The sequence below is a fragment of the Campylobacter concisus genome, from assembly GCF_050447445.1.
Lineage (GTDB): Bacteria > Campylobacterota > Campylobacteria > Campylobacterales > Campylobacteraceae > Campylobacter_A > Campylobacter_A concisus_BI.
On sequence record NZ_JALMFW010000001.1, the window covers coordinates 1,176,404 to 1,197,669 of the forward strand.

Consider the following 21,266-nt stretch of genomic DNA (forward strand, 5'->3'; position numbering starts at 1 on the left):
TTTATTCCTCTTTTTTACTCTTTTCGTCTTCTTCGATCTCTACAAGTCTGCTCTCTAGACTATTTTCGATCTCATAGTTTTTAATGATCTCTCTAACTCTTTTTCCTTCGATTGTTTCTTCTTCATAAAGTGCTGATACCATATTTTCAATAGCACCTTTATAAATTTCAAGCAAACCAAACACAGCTGTGTATCTTTCATGAAGAAGCGTTTTTACAAACTCATCAACCTTTTCAGCCATCTTATCACTGTAATCTTTGATGCTTTGACCACCATTTAAAAATGTCGCGCGTTGCTTTTCAAGCACCATAAGACCGGCAACATCGCTCATACCATACATACTAACCATAGCTTTTATGATATCAGTCGCACGCTCTAGGTCGTTGCTAGCTCCGGTTGAAATTTCTTTAATAAACACCTCTTCAGCAGCTCTACCAGCCAAAAGCACATCTACTTCTGCTATCAGCTCATGCTTTTGCATCATAAATTTATTCTCTTCAGGCGTGTTTAGAGTATAGCCAAGTGCCGCAAGACCACGTGGTACGACTGAGACTTTTGTTACCCTTTTTGCACCTTTTGTTAGTTCAGCTATCAAGGCGTGACCGCACTCATGATAAGTGACGATCCTTTTTTCTTTTGGATTTACGCGGCGAGACTTTTTCTCAAGTCCAGCGATCGATCTCTCGACAGCCTCCACAAGATCAGCCTGCTCGACAAAGGTCTTTGACTTACGTCCTGCAAGAAGTGCTGCCTCATTTATGATATTTTCAAGATCAGCACCAGCTAAACCAGTCGTAAGCCTTGCAATATCTTCGATATTTACATCCTTACCGATCTTTACATCTTTCATGTGAACTTTTAAAATGTCGCAGCGTCCTTTAAAATCAGGCTTATCAACAAGCACTTGCCTATCAAATCTACCTGGCCTCAAAAGCGCAGCATCTAAAACTTCAGGTCTATTTGTAGCTGCTATAACAATGACTGGTGATTTATCCGCATCAAAGCCGTCCATCTCAGAAAGAAGCTGATTTAGCGTTTGCTCTCGCTCGTCGTTGCCACCCATCGGACCAGAATTTCTACTTTTACCTATCGCATCAATTTCATCTATAAAAACGATCGCTGGAGCCTCTTTTTTAGCATTTTCAAAAAGATCTCTAACTCTACTTGCTCCAACACCGACAAACATCTCTATAAAGCTTGATGCTGACATAGAGAAAAATGGCACACTAGCCTCGCCTGCAACTGCTCTTGCAAGAAGTGTTTTACCTGTGCCTGGAGGGCCAACTAGCAAAATTCCCTTTGGAATTTTTGCCCCAAGTCTTAGATATTTATCAGGACTTTTTAGATAATCAACTATCTCTTGAACCTCTTCTTTTGCCTCTTCGACACCTGCAACATCATCAAATTTTACTTTTGGCTTTTCAGAATTTATAAGCTTTTTTGCACTTCCTATGCCAAGTATGCCACCACCAATGTTCTTTTGCATACGACTAGCAATAAACATCCAAATGGCAAAAAATATAAATACTGGGATTATCCATGAAAATATAAGATCACCAAACCAGTTATTTTCGCTATAAACGCTATAAGTTATGCCATTTTGCTCAAGTATGCCAATGAGCGTTGGATCGTTTATGCGCTTTGCGAGGTAGATGGTTTTGTCATTACCAACGCCTTTTATCGTGGTTTCAGATATCGCAACTTCATTTAGTTGCTTATTTTTTAACATATCTTTAAACTCAGAATAAGCTACCATTTTACTCTGAGCATTACTATTTAGCCCAAAAGAGCCACCAAGTCCGTCTCCACTAAAGCTTCTAAAAGCTAAAACTATAACTATTGCAAAAATGGCAAAAATGAAAATAGGATTTTTATTAAAAAAACCGTTATTGTTGCCATTGTTTTGGTTATTATTTTGGTTATTCATCTATTTCCTTATAAACAAAGCTACTCCAATCGTTACTTTGTTTTATCTCAATTAGCTCCAAATCCTTAAATGTATCTTGAATCCTATCTTCGTACTTGTTTAAAATTCCTGACAATACCAAGTAGCCGCCTTTTTTAAGCGATTTTTTTAAGTCATTTGAGAGCATAAAAATGACATCAGCAATGATATTTGCTACGACAATGTCATATTTTTGCTCTAAATTTGCGATAGAACCTGTCCAAATTTTATTAAATTTAACCTCATTTAACTCGGCATTACTAAGTGAACTTTGCGTAGCTTGCTCGTCTGTATCGCAAGCATCGACCTTACAGCCAAGCTTTGCCAAGGCAATACTTAAAATTCCACTTCCGCAGCCCACGTCTAAAGTAGTATTGCCACTTTTTGCATATTTTTGTAAAAGCTGCAAGCAAGAATTTGTGCTTTCATGGTGCCCTGAGCCAAAGGCTAGAGCTGGGTCGATTATGATATTTGTTACGCCATTAAGTGGCTCTTCCCAGCTAGGTCTAACATAAATTTTATCAACCAAAATAGGCTTAACTGCCTTTTTATATTCACCTAGCCAGTCTTTATTTTCTTTTAAATTAAGAGAAATTTTTAAATCATTTGAAATTTTACGAACACTAGAGAGCCCTTTTGCATACTCTTCGATACCCCAAGCTATATCTTTTAGATCATACTCTTCCCTGATGATGATCTCGTGATCTAGCTCTTCAACACAGGTAACTCCAAAAGAGAAAACTAGCTCTAAAATTTCATCATAAAAATTTGATGTTTTGATGCTTAATTCGTAAAATTTATCTTTCATTAACCAAGAACGTCTTCAAGCTTCTCTTTTAAAACTTGTGGCGTAAAAGGTTTAACGATGTAGTTATTAACACCTGCTTTTAAAGCTGTTATAACTTCGGCTTTTCCGCCTTCTGTTGTTACCATTATGATAGGCATATCAACATACTTTTGCTCTGCTCTTACCTTTTTAACAAGTTCAAGACCATTCATCTCAGGCATATTCCAGTCAGTGATAAGAACTTCGATACCTTCATTTTGAGTTAAGATATTCCAAGCCTCAAGACCGTGCTCAGCCTCAAGAATTTCTTGATGTCCTAACCTTTGTAAAGTATTTTTTATGATTCTTCTCATTGTTGAACTGTCATCTACAACCAAAATCTTCACATAATATCCTTTTAGTAAAAATTGCCCTATTCTAGCTAATTTAAATTTATAAAAGCTTTAACGCTATCTAAGTAGTTTGAAGGCCTCTTTTAGGTCAAGCAACCCTTCATAGTAGGCTTTTCCAACTATTACGCCACTAATCTCATTTGTGGCTTTTAGCATCAAAATATCATTTATATCACTCACGCCACCACTTGCTATTGTCTCAAGCTTGCTATTTCTAGCTATTTGCAAGCTAAACTCAACATTGACTCCGCCAAGCATTCCATCCTTGTTAATATCAGTGCAAATCACAGCTTCCACGCCAACATCTGCAAATTTTCTTGCAAGATCGACTGCTTTTATATTTGAGATCTCGCCCCAACCTTGTACGGCCACGTAGCCATCTTTTGCGTCAATGCCAACTACAACTCTATAAATTTCAGCCATTTTTGCTGTAAATTCTGGATCACTAAGGGCAACTGAGCCAAGGATCACTCTGCTAACTCCCAAATCTAAATAGCGTTTTATTCGCTCTTCATCTCTTATGCCGCCACCCACTTGGACGCTTAAATTTGTAGCCTTTGTAATCTTTTCAATTGTTTTAAAATTTATCGTCTCTCCAGCAAATGCACCGTCTAAATCAACCACATGAAGCCATTTTGCGCCATAATCTTCAAATCTCTTAGCAAGTTCACTTGGCTCGTTGCTATAAATTTTTGCACTTTGCATAAGACCTTTGCTAAGTCTAACTGCTTGTCCCTCTTTTAAATCAATCGCTGGAAAAATTTCCATCATAACCTCGCAAAATTCTCTAAAATTTTAAGTCCAGCTTCATGACTTTTTTCTGGATGAGGCTGAAAGCCAAAGATATTTTCATGCCAAACCGCACTTGTAAATTCATATCCATAAGTCGTCTTTGCCAGTGCAAATTTATCATCACAAACCACATGATAGCTATGTACAAAATATAAATACTCAAGCTTTTTTAGTCCTAAATTTAATGGACTATTTTGCTTAAATTCCAAAGCGTTCCAACCAATATGGGGTATTTTTAATGGCTTATCGAAATTAGCTTCATTAAATTTTACGACCTCACCGGGCAAAAGAGAGAGTCCCTCATGCTCGCCAAACTCAAAACTTCGCTCAAATAAAAGCTGCATGCCAAGACAAATACCAATAAAAGCTTTGCCGCTTTTTACAGCTTCTTTTACGGCTTCATCCATGCCATTATTTTTTAGCTTTGTCATCGCCTCACCAAAAGCTCCAACGCCTGGTAAAACGATGTGCGAATACTCTTTTAAATTTTCAGGCTTACTTACTAAGGCACATTTTTTGTCAAGAAAATCAAAAGCATTTATCACGCTTTTGATATTGCCCGCACCATAATCAATAATAGCGATCATCTGTTCTCTTGTCTTTTTACGCTGAAAAGATAAAAGCTAAGTGCCGCCATCAGCATCGCCACACCGCCTATTAGATAGATAGCATTTATAATATTTTCAGGTGCAGTGATAGCAAATTTAAAGACTAGCATGAGCGCCTCGATTGCAAGTGCGATGATAATTGAGCCGATAAATCTCACCATCGTCTTATAAATAACGCTATTTTCCTCGTGATTTTTACCTAACACCTCTTCTTCAAATATCGTCTTAACAAGGTCAAAAATGGCGAGGGCTAGCGTTAAAATGATAGTTGATTCAAAAATTTCTTCGACATTTATATGCTCGATGCTCTTTGAGATAAAGCTCTTTACACCGTGCCAAAACAAAAATGCGCAGATCATAAAAAGCGATGCACAAAAAAGTGTATAAATAGTCTTTAAAAATCTACCAAAATGCTCCTCAACAAAGCCGCTATCGACCATATTTAGGATATTTTCTAGGCTTATGTCGATGCAGGCGATAAATTTAAGCTCATTTTTTTCATTATAGATAGGCACACTTGCTGTGACGCATAAACCTCCATTTAGGTTTGATGGATATGGATCGCTTAAAACGCATCTTTTCTCACGCACTGCAGTGTAGTAGTAGGCTTTATTTGCGCGGTTTTCGCCCTTTGGAATTTTATACTTCTCATTTAGGCTGATCGAGTCTTCAATCTGCACGCCATTTTCGTCTAAGATATACAATGCGTCAAAATTTTCTATCTCGTGGCTGATCTTATCAAAGCCAGCTTTTATGTTCTCTAAACAAACTCCGGGCAGTCTATTTGGCAAATTTCTACTAAATAAATAGCAAATATACGCCCTTGCCTTATATCTCGTGTCACTAAATCTCTTAATATCTTTTATAACCAAATTTAACCTTTTAAATTTAATGCGTGATTGAACTCAGGAACGATCTTTTTAAGTGCAGGTGCGATCTCATTATCCTCAAGCTGTAAAAGCTCACTTATCTGCGAGTTTAAAAGCACTAAATCATAAGGCTCTGAATGCGTCACAAAGATCGATTCATATTTTGTTTGCACATCATCTTTATTGATAAGTAGCTCTTCATAAAGCTTCTCACCTGGTCTAAGACCCACAAATTCTATACCCAAATGCTCTTTATTTGAAAGAAGAAGCATCTTTTTAGCAAGATCAACTATCTTAACAGGCTCGCCCATGTCAAGTACGAAAAGCTCTCCACCTTTTGCGATAGAGGCCGCTTGAAGGACTAGCTGACAAGCTTCTGATGTAAGCATAAAATATCTTGTAATCTCTGGGTGCGTGACGCTTAGTGGCCTATTTGCAGCGATCTGCGCTTTAAATTTAGGTATGACAGATCCGCTTGAGCCAAGGACGTTACCAAAGCGAACGCAAACTATCTCGCATACACCTGCTTCATTTGAATTTAGTGCGTAAAGCTCGCAAACACGCTTAGTTGTACCCATTATGTTTGTTGGGCGCACAGCCTTGTCTGATGAGATCATGACAAATTTCTTAACGCCATATTTTTTAGAAAGATCAACTGCATTTTTTGTGCCAAGGATGTTGTTTTCGACAGCCGAGCGAGGATTTAGCTCGCAAAGTGGCACGTGCTTATATGCGGCGGCATGGATGACGATCTCAGGTTTAAAGTCAGCAAAAACCTCTTCAAAATCCTTTAAATTTGTGATATTTACAAGCTTGCTAATAGTTCTTTTATCTTTTGTATCTTCGCCTATTTTATAAAGGTTAAACTCGCTGTGCTCAACCATTATAAGCTCACTTACACCAAATTTTAAGCATTGCTTACAAATTTCACTTCCTATACTGCCGCCGGCTCCAGTGACAAGTACTCTCTTATCTTTTAAAAAATTTGAAATAGCTTCTGGATTTAAGTCTTTTGGCTTTCTAGCAAGCAAATCTTCGATCGAGATATCCTTGATCGGCTCATTTTCGATAAGAGAGAATAGCTTCATGTCTCTTATACCATATCCACTTAACTCATCAACTAGAGCTTGAAGCTCATCTTGATCTAGTGCAAGCGCGATGATAGCGGTCTTTGCGTCGTAGTCTTTTATAAGGCTTGGTATTTCTTTTTTATCTTGAACTAAAAATCCATCACAATAAGTACCAACAAGATCACTCCTGCCATCTACCACTCCAACCGCGTAGTAGTCAAGATACCCTTGTTTTAAGCCACGCAAGACGTGAAGCGCTTTTGACGTTGCGCCTATAACGATACAAGGCTCACCTTTGTGAGGTTTGTTTGAAAAGTCAAGTACCATGCGTTTTGAAATTCTTAAAAGCCCAACAAGTAAGCATGAAATAAGAAGATCAATGAAAATAACGCTTCTTGGATATGGATTTAAAAAATCTTGAATGATAAAAAAAATGATCGTAAATAAAACCGCTGAGCAAACGTGAGCTAGGAAAATTTTTCTTGCTTCGTTTAATCCAAAAAACCTCCACGGTACCTTGTAAATTTTAAACATACATAGAAAAAAGAGCTTGAAAATGATCAAAAATCCAGCCGTTACAAAAAGCCCTTGTACGTAGATATCTGGGATGTCGGCGTTAAATCTTAAAAGATAAGCCGCATATATCGAAAAGATAAATATAAAAACATCGCCAAGAAGGAAAAATACGAGCCTTTTTAACTTCGTTGCATGAAACATTTACGCATTTTCCTTGACTATTTTTATCACTCTTTCTTGTGTCTGTTCGCTCATATCGCTGCCACTTGGCAAGCAAATTCCTCTTGAAAATAGATCTTCGCTATATCCATCGATAAAACTTAACGCACCATTAAAGACAGGCTGTAAATGCATAGGCTTCCAAAGTGGGCGACTCTCGATGTTTGCATCAGCTAGTGCTTTTATAACTTTTAAATGTGCATCTTTTTTAGCAAAAACACCAGTTGTGAGCCATCTGTTGCCACGAGAATTTGGCAGTTCTGGCATAAATTCTAAAATATCGCCAAGCTCTTTTTCATAAATTTCAAAGACTTTTCTCTTTTGCTCGACTCTCTTTTCCAAAATTTCCATCTGAGCCACGCCAATAGCGCCTAGTACATTACTTAAGCGGTAGTTGTAGCCATAGTCTTTATGCTCATAGTGAAGCAAAGGCTCTCTTGCTTGCGTGCTGTAAAATCTAGCTTTTTCCACAAATTCCTTGTCACCAACTAGCATACCACCACCTGAAGTGGTGATTATCTTGTTGCCGTTAAAACTATATGCGCCCATCACGCCAAATGTGCCAAGCGCCTTACCGCCGTAAAATCCGCCAAGTGCTTCAGCTGCATCTTCAACCAAAGCGATGCCCTCGTTTTGGCAAATTTCACAAATTTCTTTCATCTTTGAAGCTTGCCCGTAAAGATGAGTGACGACCAATACCTTTGGCTTTTTAGGTAAATTTGAGATCGCTTTTTTAAGTAGCTCTGGGCTTAAATTCCAGCTCTCGTCGCAGTCTATGAATACTGGAGTTGCTTTTTCATAAAGTATTGGCGAGACTGAAGCCATGAAAGTAAAGCTAGAAGCTAGCACAAGATCGCCCTCTTTTACGCCAAGGACGCGAAGCGCTAGGTGAAGTGCCGCAGTTCCAGCGCATAGTGCAAGCGCATCTTTGGCGCCAGTGTAAGCTTTTATGCTATCTTCAAATTTATTGACATATTCGCCAAGTGGCGCTATGTAGTTGCTTTCAAAAACTTTTTTTATATATTCTTGCTCTTTTCCGCTCATATTTGGTGGAGATAAAAAAACCCTATCCATGTTCATACCTTTCGTGATTTTTTGGCGATTTTAGCACTTATTTTTAAATTTATATCTTAGCATGCTCGCATGCTGGCACTCCGTACGCCTTTATGCCATCTTTTATATCTCTTACAACCACGCTACCAGCGCCGATGATACAGCTGCTGCCGATACTTATACCTTGAATGACGCTTGAGCCAATACCAACATGTGTAAATTCGCCCACGCTAACGTTTCCGGCAAGGGCTGCATTTGGGCTGATGTGAGCAAATTTACCTATCACGCACTCATGCTCTATCACCGCGCCAGAGTTTATGATAGCGCCTTCTTTTATGCAAGCTTTTACGTTTATCACGGCATTTGGCATGACAACTACGCCTTTTTCTATCACAGCACTTTCGCTCACAACTGCGCTTTTATGGATCAAATTTACTATCTCAAAGCCGGCAGCCTCCACCTTTTGGCTGATCTTTTGCCTAGTTTTGTTTTCGCCAATAGCTATTATAATGTCAGCTTTTTCAAGCTCTGGGCTAAATTTACGCTCGCTAGCGTCATCTAAAAAAACTATCTCATCATAACCATTATTTCTAGCGATGTCAGCTACGACTAGCCCGTGACCGCTTGCTCCGTAGATGTAAATTTTCTTAGTTTTTGCCATTAAATTTCTCCGTCGTAGCCTGCCCCTCTTTGCTGACGCCACTTCGTTTTAGCACCTTTTCGATGGTCTGTAAGGCAATCTTTGCATCAAGCATAAAGCTTAAATTTTTAGCGTAATAGACGTCGTACTCAAATTTTTTCTCCCAGCTTATGGCGTTTCTGCCATTTACTTGTGCTAGGCCCGTGATACCAGGGCGCACGTCGTGGCGGTGCTTTTGTGTTTCGTTATAGATGGGCAGATACTCAACCAAAAGCGGCCTTGGTCCGATGAAACTCATGTCTCCTTTTAGCACATTAAAGAGCTGTGGCAGCTCATCAAGACTAAGCGAGCGGATCAGTTTGCCAAATTTACCAAGACGCTGCTCATCTGGCAAGAGCTCGCCATTTGCGTCACGCTCATCGCTCATCGTCTTAAATTTATAAATTTTAAAAATTTTCTCATTAAGACCTGGTCTTGCCTGCGTGAAAATGACGTCACGACTTACCTTAAAATAGATAAAGATCGCCGTTGCTATGATGATAGGTGACGTTAAAATGAGCAAAAACAAAGCCCCCAAAATATCAATCACCCTCTTTAAAAAATTTCTATACATCTATAAATTTCCTATAAATTTCTATATATCTTTTTGCGATTTGCTTCTCGTCAAACTCGCTAACCGCCCAGTTTCTGCCGTTTTGCCCAAGTCTATTACAAAGCGCTTCGTCATCAAGCAAAATTTTTATTTTACTGGCAAGATCGCTTGCATCTTTTACCTTGCATAAAAGTCCGTTGTAGCCGTCTTTTACTGCTTCATTGCAGCCTGTAACATCACTTGCAACGACTGCTTTAGCCATACTCATCGCCTCTAAAACCGTTCTTGGGAAGCCCTCTTTATAACTTGGCAAAGCTAGCAAATAAGAAGCCTTTAAAAGCTGCGGTATATCGTTTCTAGCGCCAAGATACCGCACTTTGCCACCTTTTAAAAAGCTATCATCTGCGGTTGATTTATTGCCAGCAAAACCCTCGCCCACAAAGACAAATTCGCAGTTTTTGTAGCCATTTAAAATTTCAGCTGCCTCGTAAAATTCACGAACTCCCTTATGCCACATGGCTCTTGCGATCATTAAAATGACCTTTTTTTCACCCAAGTCTGCCGCCTGCGTGATAGCTGGGTCAAATTTGATAGTATCAACACCGACACTTTTTATGCGGTACACCTTGCTTTTATCTATCAAATTTCTAGAAATCAGATAGTCTGGATCTGCGTCATTTACGAAGATGCAAGCATCAGCCTTTGCAAAGGAAAATTTATAAAGACTCTCCATGACAAAACGCACAGCCTTTGTCTTAATATCATCATCGATATAAAAGCTACCAAGGCCTTCAACCAAATTTATCACGTGCTTTATGCCAGCGTTTTTAGCAGCAAACGTGCCAAATACATTTGACTTGTGAGCGCCAGTTTGAAGCAGGTCTAAATTTAACTCGCCCAAAATTTGAGATAGTTTTTTTGAGTTATTTATGACGGTTAACGGATTTAGACTGGCCTTGTCAAGCTCGTATGTAACAGCGTGAAAGCTTTTAGCAAGCTCGCCAGTGAAGTCGCCTTTTGGAGCGATAGCAAAAACCTCATGCCCCATATCTTTTAAGGCTTGCATAATAGGCCGTCTAAAAAAGTGTATGCTCATATCAGCGTGGCTTAAAAACCCTATCCTTGCCATTTTTACCTCTTTAGTTTATAAATTTTTGCCGCCCCGTCAAGTATAACTGGCTCAAAAATTTTTGGATCGTACCTTTCAAGTACAAAAAGCTGGATGTATGCGCTATTTAAGATGCTTTCATCAAGGATGATAAACCTACCATAATCTCTCATAAAAATGACAGAAATATTTGAACTTTCGTTATTTTTATACTCTTTGACATTTAGCTTGCCAGCCTCGTTGTAATCAGTCTCTATGAAAGATTTAAGAGGCAAGATATTGCCATCATAGATTAAATTTGTGACATCACTTGTGAGCGTAAAACCACCATTTAGCCTAATGCCATTTTCATTTTGAGAGATCGCTCTTGTGACGATAAAAAGGCCGTTGTTTAAATTTTTACCGCTTTTTAGATCGATCTTGCTAAACTGCAAAATGGTCGGAAAAATACCAAGCATCCTATCTGGCAAGTAGTAGTAAATATCCCTTGTCTTTGCTGGCAGGCTAAAATTTGCCTCTTTTATATCGTTAAAAAACTGATCGATGCTTGCATTTCTCTCTTTTAAAATTTGAGCCAAATTGCCATTAAATCGCTCTTTAAAATTTCTCTCTGTGTACTCAACATCAAGCCTTGCCATATTTGCTGAGCTTATCTCATCGCTTCCAAGCGCAAAACTCACGGCAAAATTTTCACGTCCAAGGTGCTTTCCGCCATCAATTAGCGTCTTAACATCGCTGTAATATCTAATCGGATATCCATAGTCCCACCACGCAACCACGTAGTCCTCACGTCCTGCGATACCTTTTAGCTTATTTAAAATTTCAACCTCTTTGTGCACAAAAACTGGCTCAGCCTTGTAGCCATAGATATGAATGAGAGCTGGAGTAAGAGCAAGCACGGTTATAAAGGCTCTCGCAAGATTTAGCACGGCTCCTTTTAGCTTTAAATTTGCAAGCACAAACTCCACTAAATAGCCAAATCCAAGTGCCATGATAGGCACAGCATAAATAGTAAATCTAAGGCCACTTTTAAATGCCAAAAAGCCAAGAGCTAGCATGCCAAGCGAGACGGCAAATGAGCGGTATTTAAAGCAAAAAAGAGCAACGCCAGCAAGCGAGATCAGAAATGTTATGACATTTGCGCTGATCCTCTCGCAAAATAGCGTAAAATCAACGATGCTTGACTCTTGGATAGTTTGATTGACATTAAAAAAGTGAAAGCTCATGCCTCCAACTTCAGGCGCATCTCTAAAGACGTAAAATTTAAGCTGAAAAATAATCGGATTTAGTCCGCCACGGATGACAAAAACAGCAAAAACAACAACCAAAACAGCAAGAGCAAATTTTAAATTTATCATCTCTTTTTTAAAAAGACAAAGCGTATAAATAGCGATGATAGCGATAAATTTAAGCGTTAGATCAAGATTTGAAATGGCAAGTAAAAGCAGCGAAATTTCAAGATAAAAAAGCGGGTTTTTCCTATCAAAAATGAGCGTGTAAAGTAAAAATAGCCCAGTTAAAACGCTAATAAGCGAAAAGGCGCTCGCATACCACCACATGTAAATAAGCACGCTTAAAGGCGCGATTATTAGGCTCTTTGCGTCCTTTTTCTCAAGTACTCTAATAAGTCCCCAGACGACAAAGACGCTAAGTGGGATGATGAGCATGTCAGTGTCGTAGTAGCCTGCCATTGTGCGGTTGTAGTAGCTATTTGCGACCACTGCAAGAAGTGCGGCGATAAAGCCAGCAAATTTTAGCTTATACTCATTTGCGATCAAGATAACTGGCACAGCCACAAGCGATGAGAAAAATACGCTCATATAAATCATCGCTGTCTCAAGCTTAACACCTAGAAATTTCACGATCCAGTAAGTAAGTGTGGAAAGCGGATAGCCGTAGTAGCTAAGGTCGTTTTCTTGGTGAAAGCCAGCCAGCATGTCCCTTGCACCCTCGGCAAATGCGTAGCCGTCGTTTGTGCTGATCATTAGCTCGTTGTTCCAGAAAAATACTGGATACTCACTCGCCCAAAAGACCCAGTAAAGCCTACAAATCACGCTAAAAAAGACTGCGACAAATATCATCAAGTATAAAGAGTAATTTTTAAAAAATAAATTTCTATTCATTAGGATTTTCCAAAAAATTTATAAGCTTGCTCGCTATATTTTCACTATCAAAAAATTTAGCCCGATTATACGCAACCTTTTCAAAATTTTGCCTTATCTTTGGCTCGTTAAGCACCTTTATCATCGCCTCTTTCATCGCATTTTCATCATCAACTGGCACCAAAATGCCAAACTCACTCTCGCCCAAAAGCTCCTTTGCGCCACTCTTATGCTCGGTTGAGATGATAGTTTTTTCGCACGCTAGCGCTTCAAGCAAGACGTTTGAAAAGCCCTCAAAACGCGAAGCGCAAAGCAAGCAAGAGGCGTTTTTTATGTGCCTAAAAGGATTTTTATCAGTGCCAAGAAGCTTTACTCGATCACCCACGCCAAATTTGTCTATCAAATTTTGTAGCTCGTCCTTTAAAGGCCCTTTACCAAGGATACCAAGCGTAGCGTGAGGGTCGTTAATGGAAGCTATGACTTTTATTAGCATGGCTTGATTTTTACCGCTATCAAGGCGGCCAATATTTATGAAAAATGGCCTAAAATCACTCTCAAGTGGCTCATCTTTTAGCAAATTTATAGTTTTTAGATCAAGGGCGTTATAAAGCACCTTTGTTTTTGCTTCGCTCATGCCAAAATTTCGCACCAGATCCTCTTTATTGCCAGCTGCATTTGCGAGGATGAGATCAGCTTTTTTATAAAGATGAGTGAGTAAAAATTTATTAACTCGTCCGCTTAGATCGTTTTTATATAAGATAGACGGACAGCTTCTCTCACTGATAACTAGCCTCTTTTTAAAGCCCAAAATTCTAGCTATTGCAGCGATATAACAAGGGCGGTTCATAAGCACAAACTGCGTGTCGATGCCTAAGTTTTGACAAAGTTTTTTATACTTAAAGGCAAGCATTGGCATTGCCAAAAAGAGCCTTGCAAGCTTCTTTAGCCCGCTCTCGTAAGGATCGCTATTTTCTATAAAGTGGATTTGCACCTCGCTTGGGATCTCGTAAGCGATGACCTTGCTCATTAAGATGAGATGAACTTCATAACGTTTAACTAAAAATGGCAGTAAATTTGCCACATTTCGCTCAGCCCCGCCAGGCCCCATCGAGTATAAAAAAACGGCTAATTTTTTCACTTGCTAACAACCTTTTTTATAAATTCTCGCCACTGCTTGATGATATTTTCTTTGCTAAATAAATTTGCACTTTCGCTGGCATTTTTTGCTAGTTTTTGCCTTAAATTTTCATCTTTTAAAAGCATTTCAAGCTTATCTTTTAGATCATTTGCATTGCCAATTTTAAAGATAAGTCCGTTAATGCCGTCATTTATAAGCTCTCTTGCTCCCACAGTGTTGCTACTTAGCCTAGCACAGCCAAAAGCGCCTGATTCGATTAGCACGTTTGAAAGCCCCTCGCTTCGTGAGCTAAGAGTAAAAATTTTTGCCTCACTATAAAGGTTGCTAACATCACTCATATGGCCTAAAAATTTGACGTTAAGCCCTAAATTTGACGCCATTTGCTTTAGCTGTGCCTCCTGCCTGCCACTGCCTGCGATCTTTATCTCCCAGCCATCAAGCAAGCTTTTATCCACCTTGCTAAGCGCCTCAAAATAGATATCATAGCCCTTTACCGCCTCCAGCCTCGCCACGCTTAAGATGACATTTTGCTTCTTGCAAATTTCAGGCACATCAATAAAAAGTGGGTTGTGGATGACCTCGCGGTTTTTGGCAAATTTATAGTAGTCGTAGTCGCTTTTACTTAGCACACTTAAGCCATCTACAAAGCGGTAGGCAAGATCACGCATAGCGCTTGCGATTTTGCTTTTTAAGTAGCTATGCTCGTGATGCTCGGTTGCTATTAGTTTGCTCTTTAGCCCCAAATTTGCCAGCACGCAAGCGACGTTTGTCCAGTCGATAAAGCTCATTATAAGATCAGCCCTTTGCTCTTTAAAAAGTGCTCTAAGAGCGAGAATTTTTTTAAATTTTAAAGCCAGCCCTGAGCCAGTGACGTTAAGGTTTATGATACTTATCTTTTCACTAAATTTATAAAGTCCAAGATCCTCTTCAAGCAGGGCGATAGTGATCTCATTGTCCTTGCTAAGCTCATTTGCAAGCACATTTAGCACTCGCTCAGCTCCGCCATTTCTAAGTGCGGCGATGACAAAAAGAATTTTCACTTCACACCTCCAAGCCTTAAAAGCTCCAGCCATTTTTTATAAATTTGCTCCACGCTAAACTCATCAAGCCTAGTCCTTGCATTTTTAGCAAATTCGCCCATTTTTGCTTCATCTTGCAGCATTTTTGCAAGCTTCTCACTCATCTGCCTATCGTCATTTACCTCGCAAAGCAAGCCATCAAAGCCATCTTTTATAAGCTCTTTTGCCCCGCTAGTTCTTGTCGCGACCCGCACACAGTCATAGTTTATAGCCTCTATCAAAGTGTTTCCAAGACCCTCGAAATTTGAGCAAGAGATCAGCACCTTTGCTCTTTTATAAAGTGAGGCGATGTCGCTAACGTTGCCTAAGAATTCGACATCAGCGTCCAAGCTCTTGGCTAAATTTTCTAAATTCGCTCTCTCGCCGCCATCTCCAGCAACAGCAAATTTATAGCCGCTTTGTTTTAAGTTTGCAGCCACTCTTACAAACATTTCGCAGTTTTTTATCTTATTTAGCCTGCCAACAAAGATAACTAAATTTTCTTTATCAAAGCTCTCACTGCGTATCTCTTCAAAGAGTGGGTTATAAATTTTCATCACATTTTTGCAAAATTTCGAGTAATGCCCTAGATCCTCGTCGCTTAAGACACTAAGTGCGTTTGCAAATGGGTAGCTAAGGCGTCTTAGCACCTTAAAAATGGCTCTTTTTGGTGCAAGATAGTTTGTGTGCTCGCTTATTATTATAGGCGTTTTTAGCCCAGCTGAGCTAAAGAGCACCAAGGTATTTACGGCGTCTAAAAAGGATATCACGGCGTCAAATTTACCCTCTCGTATGAGCGCTCTTAAAGCAAATACCTTTAAAACTCTCTTTTTTAAATTTCCAACCAAGCCAAGCTCATCAGCCCCAACGCCTAAATTTATGAGCTTTACGCCACTTGCTAGCTCGTAAAATGGTTCGTCCTTGTCAAATTTAACAATACTCACCTCGTGATCCAAGCTAAATCTTGATGCGATCACCGCACAAACTCGCTCCGCACCGCCACTTCTAAGCGTTGATGTGACAAATAATATCTTCATACGCCAAACCTTTTCTTTATCTTTACTCTAAGCCTTGAGAGTGCTGGTAAAATGCCACTTGGAAGCGGACTAAGCAAAAAAAATATAAACGCCTCTTTGCTAAATTTAATGCTAAGACTCTTAAAAATACAGCTTAGCATCAGCCCATATTCGCCTGCTATCTTGGCGTAGTAAGCGGCGTTTTTATACTGCATAGCTAGAAATTTTGGCTCATTTTTTATAGCTATCTCGTAGTGCATATTTGCCGTTTTTATGTAGGCGTTTGCTACGTTTAGAGCGTGTTTGCCAGCATTTAGCGTAGCACTATCACTTCTTGCGATGCGGTAGATGTAAAGCGGCTTTTTAAGATAGAAGACATTTTTTTCAAAAAAGCGGATGTAAAGCTCATTTTCGCCGCCAAAACTGCTCTCATCAAACCTAAAATCATCTATAAATTCACGTGAAAAAAGCTTGAAATACTCGCCATTTATCCGCCCACAATGATAATCAACCTTGCTCATCGCCCCGCTCATGTTATACGGGTTTCTACCAGCCATCGCCTCAGTCATCACGCTATCTTTTTCGCAGATAGCGTCTGTAAAAACGCACGAATACTCGCCACTTTTTAAAATTTCATAGCACTCAGCAATCGCCTCTGGCAAAAGCTCATCGTCATCGTCAAGCAAGCAGACAAACTCGCCTGTTGCGTTGTCAAAGCCGTTATTTTTGTTGCCATTTGGACTCTTTTTGTGAGCGCTGTTTTTTACAAATTTGATCCTAGCATCGTTAAAACTCTTGCAAATTTCACTCGCACTCTCGTCATCGCCGTCGTCAGTAACTATAATCTCTAGGTTTTTATAGCTTTGAGCTAGAGCGCTTTTTATGGCTTTTTTTAAAAGCTCTGGACGCTTGTAAGTCGCGGTTACGATGCTGATTAACGGCCCCATTATCTAGCCCCTTTTAAAAATTCTCTCATAGCCTTGAAGCTTTTCAAGCCGTGAGAAAAGTATAAATTTAATTGTCTTTATATAGGCCTTTAAATTTGCGTTGTATCCCCTCTCAAGGCGCTCTCCTTCGATGTTTGAGCCGCTAAGATCAGTAGGGTGTGCAAAAAGATCGCAAAAATACATCTGCATGTCGTTAACACCAAGCAAATAGTCCCAAACATCAGTCGTACAAAGTGCTTTTTTGTGGATTTCAAGCAAATTTTTAGCACTTTTTTTAGTTAGCACATAAGCCCCTGCTCTATAAATGCTTGAAAATGAGTGCTTTGAGACCTGCCAAAGCGGCTTACTTAGGTTAGTATCCACCTTTTTGCCAAAGGCGCTAAACCTGCCCTCTAGCCCATCTTGCATGCCACATATGAGCACACTCTCTTCTGGTATTTTGCTAGCTGCTAAAAAGGCCTCTTTAATAGCTAAGTCATCTCCGATCACATCATCTTCAAAGATGAGGGCAAATTTGGCCTCACTTGCCAAAAATGCCTCGTAGGCCTTCACATGTGAGAGCGAGCAGCCAACTTCTGCTGGGCTTAAAACCTTGCCGTAAGCTTTAAATGATGGCGAAATAATCTTGTAGTACTCCCTCGCGTTTAGCTCCCTGCCGTCTATTGCGTCTATTAGCTTAAAGCTATCATAAGAGCCAAATTTCTGCTGTAAAAGCTCACGCCTTTTGATATCTTTTGCCAAAGAGATCAGGTAAATTTCATCCATTTAAGACCTTTTAAATTTTTTTAAAATTTTACGCCAGACTATGCCTCGCTCGAAGGCATTAAAAAACAAAAAATATCCCAAAATATAAGCTGCGCCGGCGTATATCGCAGCAAAGATAGCAAATTTTAGCCAGTTATCTAAGCTTACAAAGTCCTTGCAGGCAAACATCGCAAGCACGCAAAGCGCAAAAACGGCTAAATTTTTAAAATAAACCCCGTAAAATGTGGTGAGCTTTACCTCTAAATTTAAAGCAGCGTTTATGAGGTCAAAGCCAAGAATTCTTATGCTATAAAAAATGGCTGCAACAATGACAATGCCATAAACGCCGTAGTCACTAAATTTAAGCAGGGCTATTTGTACTACGATAGTGCTAACACCAAGGATAGTGTTGGCAATGGCTGGGCGGCGAAGCTTATTTGTCGCGCTATCAAGGTTAAAAAGCGAAAAAACAAAGCTTATAAAGACGATCGGCACAAGCGTGATCATCGAGACATTGTAGATAAATTTAACCTCATCTGCGCTTTTAAAAGGTAGCCAAAGCGTGTAGAAATCCAGCCCAAAAACGACGAAAAATGCAGCCGGAGCGCTCATCACAAAGGCGATCACCTTCATCGAAAATTTAGCCTCTTTTATGAGATCCGTGATCAAATTTTTAGAGTAAAGCTCAACAAATTTTGGCGCAAAGATACCGCTAAGCTGCGCCACAAAGCTCTCAAGTATGATAGGAGCAGCTTTTGCGACTGAAAGAAGACCAGTGGCGTTTGCATTTACGAAAATGTTGCAGATAAATAGGTCCATACCCGTTAAAAGTATGCGGTTTAGTGCATTAAAACTATTCCAAATGCCAGAGCTTAAAAGCTCTTTAATCTTAGAAAAGTCAAATTTACTAAGACTAAATTTTAGCTCTGGTGTGATGCGAGCTGACATAAAAATGGTGCTAAAAAAGACAAAAAGGCTAGCAACTAGCGCTGAAATGGCGATGTATGAAATGAACGGCTTAAAAAAGAAAAAGAGTGCCACGATAAGGATCGCTAGGATCGCGCTTGAGATGGCATTTCTGATGGAGAGCAGATAGAGCTTATTTGTCACAAAGGCACAAACCGTCAAAACGCCGTTAAATAGCCCAACGCAGAAATTTATAAAGTAAAAAACAAGGGTCATTCTCACATCGAAAAGTAAATTTTCAGGGACGTTTAAAAAGCTTTGCAAATTTAGGATAAAAACGGAGCTAAGCACCACTACAACGGCACAAAAGAATATATTTACAACAAGTACAGACGAGTAGTAGGTGTTTGCAAGGCTTAGATCCTTTTTATGCCACGCATGAGCGACAAAGCGCCCACTAACCGAGTTTATCGCCACACTTATGACTGCTGCGTAGCTAACGATGGCGTTGCTAAGGCCCACAAAGCCAAAAGCTTCGTTACCAAGGCTTTTTAGGATAAATGGCGCAAGAAAGAAATTTATACCCATTGATACGATAAAAACTATAATGGAACTTATTAGATTGATTAGCATTAAATTTTTAACCTATAAATTTTTACACCATTTGAAACGATAAATGGCTCAAAGTATCTATCATCAGCCTTTTCAAATATAAAAAGCTGTACAAAAGATGAGTTAAAAGCATTTTCATCAAGCAACAATATCCGCGCATAATCTTCCAAAAAAACCACATAAATTTTGGCATTTTTATCTATGATTTTTTCATCTATTCGCAAATCTCTTCCGGATCCTTTTACTTTATAAAATGATTTTACAGCTATTTTTTCACCATTGTGTATGATAAATTTTTGCTCATTCATAGGCAAAGTATAGCCATCTCCTAGATCAATGCCAGCTTCACTAATGCCATTTAACGCACTAACATGGTAAAAATCCTCTTTTTGTTTTTTACCAGTTGCAACATCAATATAGCTATATCTAAAGATATTTTGAGCAATATCAATCATATTAGGCACAAGGTAATAATAAACCGCCTGATTTGCTAGTGGCAGAGTAAAATTTGCATTTTCAAGCTGATTTAAAAAAGTATTTACATCGCTTGTGTTGTAGTCTTTTAAAATCTCTTCTATCAGCCTAATATTTTGCTCAAGTGAGATATCATTATATGCAACCGCCACCCTTGCGAGTTTAGCTGAAAATGCCTCATCTTTTCTCAAAGCAAGACTTACAAAATAGTTGTGTTCATAGCCTTGCCTACCAGGGTCATTTAATGTCTCAACGTCAGCAAAATACCTTATAGCATAACCATAATCCCACCATGAAAATACGTAATCATCGCGCTTTGCTACCTTTTTAATATCACTAAGCGCAACTGCCTCATCATTAGTGATTAAGGTATTTGGTCTATACGAATAAGCAAAATCTAAATTTATAGCAATGGCAGCTATTGCAAAAACCAAAAATGATAAATTTTTAATAGAGCTTCTAAGATCAAATAAATTTAAAAAAAAATGTAAAAAGTATCCAAAACCAAGTGCAACAAGTGGTGTTACATACATAACAAATCTAACTCCGCCAAAAAAAGAGAGGAGACCTAGACCAAACATTGGCAAAGTAAGTAAAAATGGACGAAATTTAAAGCAAAGTAGCAAGTATCCAATAATAGCTGCCAGTAATATAAGAATATTTCCTGACATGAAATAGATAAAATATAAAGGGCTAGAACCTTTTATTTCACTAATAAAGTTATATCCGTTTATAAAATAATATTTATCGTTGATGGCTTCAGCGCCCTTAAAAACATAAATACCCATCTTTGAAATGATAAAATCAAGCCCACCAAAATAGATAAAAATAGCTAGCATTAAAGTAAGAAAAATGGCTAAATTTCTAGCTGAGAGTAAATTTTTATATTTGCAAAAAAAAGATAAAAACAAAGCAATAACTGCTAAATTAAAAACCAAAATTTTATTTGCTATTAGTGGATCTTTAGTAAAAGCATTTGAGCTTACGATGCTTATAAACATAAAAAATATCGCTTGATAATTTTGCAATCTATCTCGCATAAAAACTAGCGTATATAGTAAAAACATAAAGAAAATACTTAAAATAAGTGCATATGAGCTTTGATACCACCAAAGATAAAGCGATACAAAAAGGCCCGGCAAAACGATAAATTTTTGTTCATTTGTGTTTAAAAGCCTGATCAAAAAATAGATGATAAAAAGTGCAAATGTGACATTTAACATGTCACTATCAAAATATCCAGGCGATGTCCTTGAAAGATAGCTTGGCAAGATAACACTCATAAACGCTGCCACAGCCCCAGCTTTTAGCGCTTTAAGCTCATTTGATATCAAAATAACTGGAAGTGCGATAAGAGGAGCTAAAAAGATGCTCATATAAAACATCACGCTTTCGATCTTAAAAGGAAAAATTTTGCAAATATAAAAAACTATAGTTGAGATTGGGTGATTAAAGGGGCTAAAGTCATTTTGCTGATGAAAGCCAGCCAGCATATCTCTAGCACCTTCTGCGTAGTAGTATGAGTCATTTGTCGTAAGCATAAATTCGCCATTAAAGTAAAATTCTGGCATCTCCTTTGCCCACAATACCCAGAACATCCTAGCCACAAATCCAAACAGATAAGCAGCCAGAAATATAAGTAAAATTTTACAATTTACGCTTACTTTGTGCACTAAAT

The 21,266-nt window shown here is 38.7% G+C and carries 19 protein-coding genes; all 19 read right to left on the reverse strand.

All coding sequences use genetic code 11. The features are described from left to right. Position 1: 1 nt before the first annotated feature. The 19 genes from ftsH to MTT30_RS06145 all read right to left on the reverse strand — a co-directional run bounded on the left by ftsH (position 2) and on the right by MTT30_RS06145 (position 21,261). Positions 2-1,927 carry an ATP-dependent zinc metalloprotease FtsH gene (gene ftsH, locus MTT30_RS06055; RefSeq protein WP_429801337.1) on the reverse strand — a complete coding sequence of 642 codons (1,926 nt, stop codon included), beginning with the start codon at positions 1,925-1,927 and terminating at the stop codon, positions 2-4. Next, a complete protein-coding gene (locus tag MTT30_RS06060; protein WP_429801338.1) occupies positions 1,920-2,753 on the reverse strand; it encodes a 50S ribosomal protein L11 methyltransferase in 834 nt (277 codons plus the stop codon). The genes ftsH and MTT30_RS06060 overlap by 8 nt, the downstream gene beginning before the upstream one ends. After that, on the reverse strand, positions 2,753-3,118 hold the full coding sequence (locus MTT30_RS06065) for a chemotaxis response regulator CheY (protein ID WP_002939933.1): 366 nt from the start codon (positions 3,116-3,118) through the stop codon (positions 2,753-2,755). The genes MTT30_RS06060 and MTT30_RS06065 overlap by 1 nt, the downstream gene beginning before the upstream one ends. Positions 3,119-3,181: 63 nt before the next feature. Next, a complete protein-coding gene (hisA, locus tag MTT30_RS06070; RefSeq protein WP_429801819.1) occupies positions 3,182-3,892 on the reverse strand; it encodes a 1-(5-phosphoribosyl)-5-[(5-phosphoribosylamino)methylideneamino]imidazole-4-carboxamide isomerase in 711 nt (236 codons plus the stop codon). Further along, complete coding sequence (gene hisH / locus MTT30_RS06075; RefSeq protein WP_148798700.1) at positions 3,892-4,503, reverse strand: imidazole glycerol phosphate synthase subunit HisH; 612 nt, start codon at positions 4,501-4,503, stop codon at positions 3,892-3,894. Before hisH ends, hisA begins: the two co-directional genes overlap by 1 nt. Beyond that, a complete protein-coding gene (locus tag MTT30_RS06080) occupies positions 4,500-5,396 on the reverse strand; it encodes a PDC sensor domain-containing protein (RefSeq protein ID WP_429801339.1) in 897 nt (298 codons plus the stop codon). Before MTT30_RS06080 ends, hisH begins: the two co-directional genes overlap by 4 nt. A 2-nt stretch (positions 5,397-5,398) precedes the next feature. Then, positions 5,399-7,180 (reverse strand): UDP-N-acetylglucosamine 4,6-dehydratase (configuration-retaining), encoded by a 1,782-nt coding sequence (pglF, locus tag MTT30_RS06085; protein WP_429801340.1) that lies wholly within the window; start codon positions 7,178-7,180, stop codon positions 5,399-5,401. Further along, positions 7,181-8,272, reverse strand: a complete 1,092-nt coding sequence (gene pglE / locus MTT30_RS06090; RefSeq protein ID WP_429801341.1) for a UDP-N-acetylbacillosamine transaminase — start codon at positions 8,270-8,272, stop codon at positions 7,181-7,183. It abuts the gene before it with no gap. A 49-nt stretch (positions 8,273-8,321) separates the two neighbouring features. Continuing rightward, positions 8,322-8,912, reverse strand: coding sequence for a UDP-N-acetylbacillosamine N-acetyltransferase (gene pglD / locus MTT30_RS06095; RefSeq protein ID WP_429801342.1), 591 nt, complete (start codon positions 8,910-8,912; stop codon positions 8,322-8,324). Further along, positions 8,899-9,504 (reverse strand): undecaprenyl phosphate N,N'-diacetylbacillosamine 1-phosphate transferase, encoded by a 606-nt coding sequence (gene pglC / locus MTT30_RS06100; RefSeq protein ID WP_429801343.1) that lies wholly within the window; start codon positions 9,502-9,504, stop codon positions 8,899-8,901. Before pglC ends, pglD begins: the two co-directional genes overlap by 14 nt. Further along, positions 9,497-10,612 (reverse strand): N,N'-diacetylbacillosaminyl-diphospho-undecaprenol alpha-1,3-N-acetylgalactosaminyltransferase, encoded by a 1,116-nt coding sequence (pglA, locus tag MTT30_RS06105; RefSeq protein WP_429801344.1) that lies wholly within the window; start codon positions 10,610-10,612, stop codon positions 9,497-9,499. Before pglA ends, pglC begins: the two co-directional genes overlap by 8 nt. Positions 10,613-10,614: 2 nt before the next feature. Next, positions 10,615-12,714: an STT3 domain-containing protein gene (locus MTT30_RS06110; protein ID WP_429801345.1), complete on the reverse strand. Its 2,100-nt coding sequence runs from the start codon at positions 12,712-12,714 to the stop codon at positions 10,615-10,617. Next, positions 12,707-13,831, reverse strand: a complete 1,125-nt coding sequence (gene pglJ, locus MTT30_RS06115) for an N-acetylgalactosamine-N,N'-diacetylbacillosaminyl-diphospho-undecaprenol 4-alpha-N-acetylgalactosaminyltransferase (protein ID WP_429801346.1) — start codon at positions 13,829-13,831, stop codon at positions 12,707-12,709. Before pglJ ends, MTT30_RS06110 begins: the two co-directional genes overlap by 8 nt. Beyond that, the gene (locus tag MTT30_RS06120) at positions 13,828-14,871 is read right to left on the reverse strand and encodes a glycosyltransferase (protein WP_429801347.1); all 1,044 of its coding nucleotides are present in this window, start codon (positions 14,869-14,871) and stop codon (positions 13,828-13,830) included. The genes pglJ and MTT30_RS06120 overlap by 4 nt, the downstream gene beginning before the upstream one ends. Beyond that, entirely contained in the window at positions 14,868-15,926 is a 1,059-nt protein-coding gene (locus MTT30_RS06125) for a glycosyltransferase (RefSeq protein WP_429801348.1), read from the reverse strand. Before MTT30_RS06125 ends, MTT30_RS06120 begins: the two co-directional genes overlap by 4 nt. Beyond that, on the reverse strand, positions 15,923-16,852 hold the full coding sequence (locus tag MTT30_RS06130; protein WP_429801349.1) for a glycosyltransferase family 2 protein: 930 nt from the start codon (positions 16,850-16,852) through the stop codon (positions 15,923-15,925). The genes MTT30_RS06125 and MTT30_RS06130 overlap by 4 nt, the downstream gene beginning before the upstream one ends. A gap of 3 nt (positions 16,853-16,855) precedes the next feature. Continuing rightward, positions 16,856-17,617, reverse strand: a complete 762-nt coding sequence (locus MTT30_RS06135) for a glycosyltransferase family 25 protein (protein ID WP_107793392.1) — start codon at positions 17,615-17,617, stop codon at positions 16,856-16,858. Then, positions 17,618-19,135 carry an MATE family efflux transporter gene (locus MTT30_RS06140; RefSeq protein ID WP_429801350.1) on the reverse strand — a complete coding sequence of 506 codons (1,518 nt, stop codon included), beginning with the start codon at positions 19,133-19,135 and terminating at the stop codon, positions 17,618-17,620. Then, positions 19,135-21,261, reverse strand: coding sequence for an STT3 domain-containing protein (locus MTT30_RS06145; protein WP_429801351.1), 2,127 nt, complete (start codon positions 21,259-21,261; stop codon positions 19,135-19,137). Before MTT30_RS06145 ends, MTT30_RS06140 begins: the two co-directional genes overlap by 1 nt. Positions 21,262-21,266: the final 5 nt, after the last annotated feature.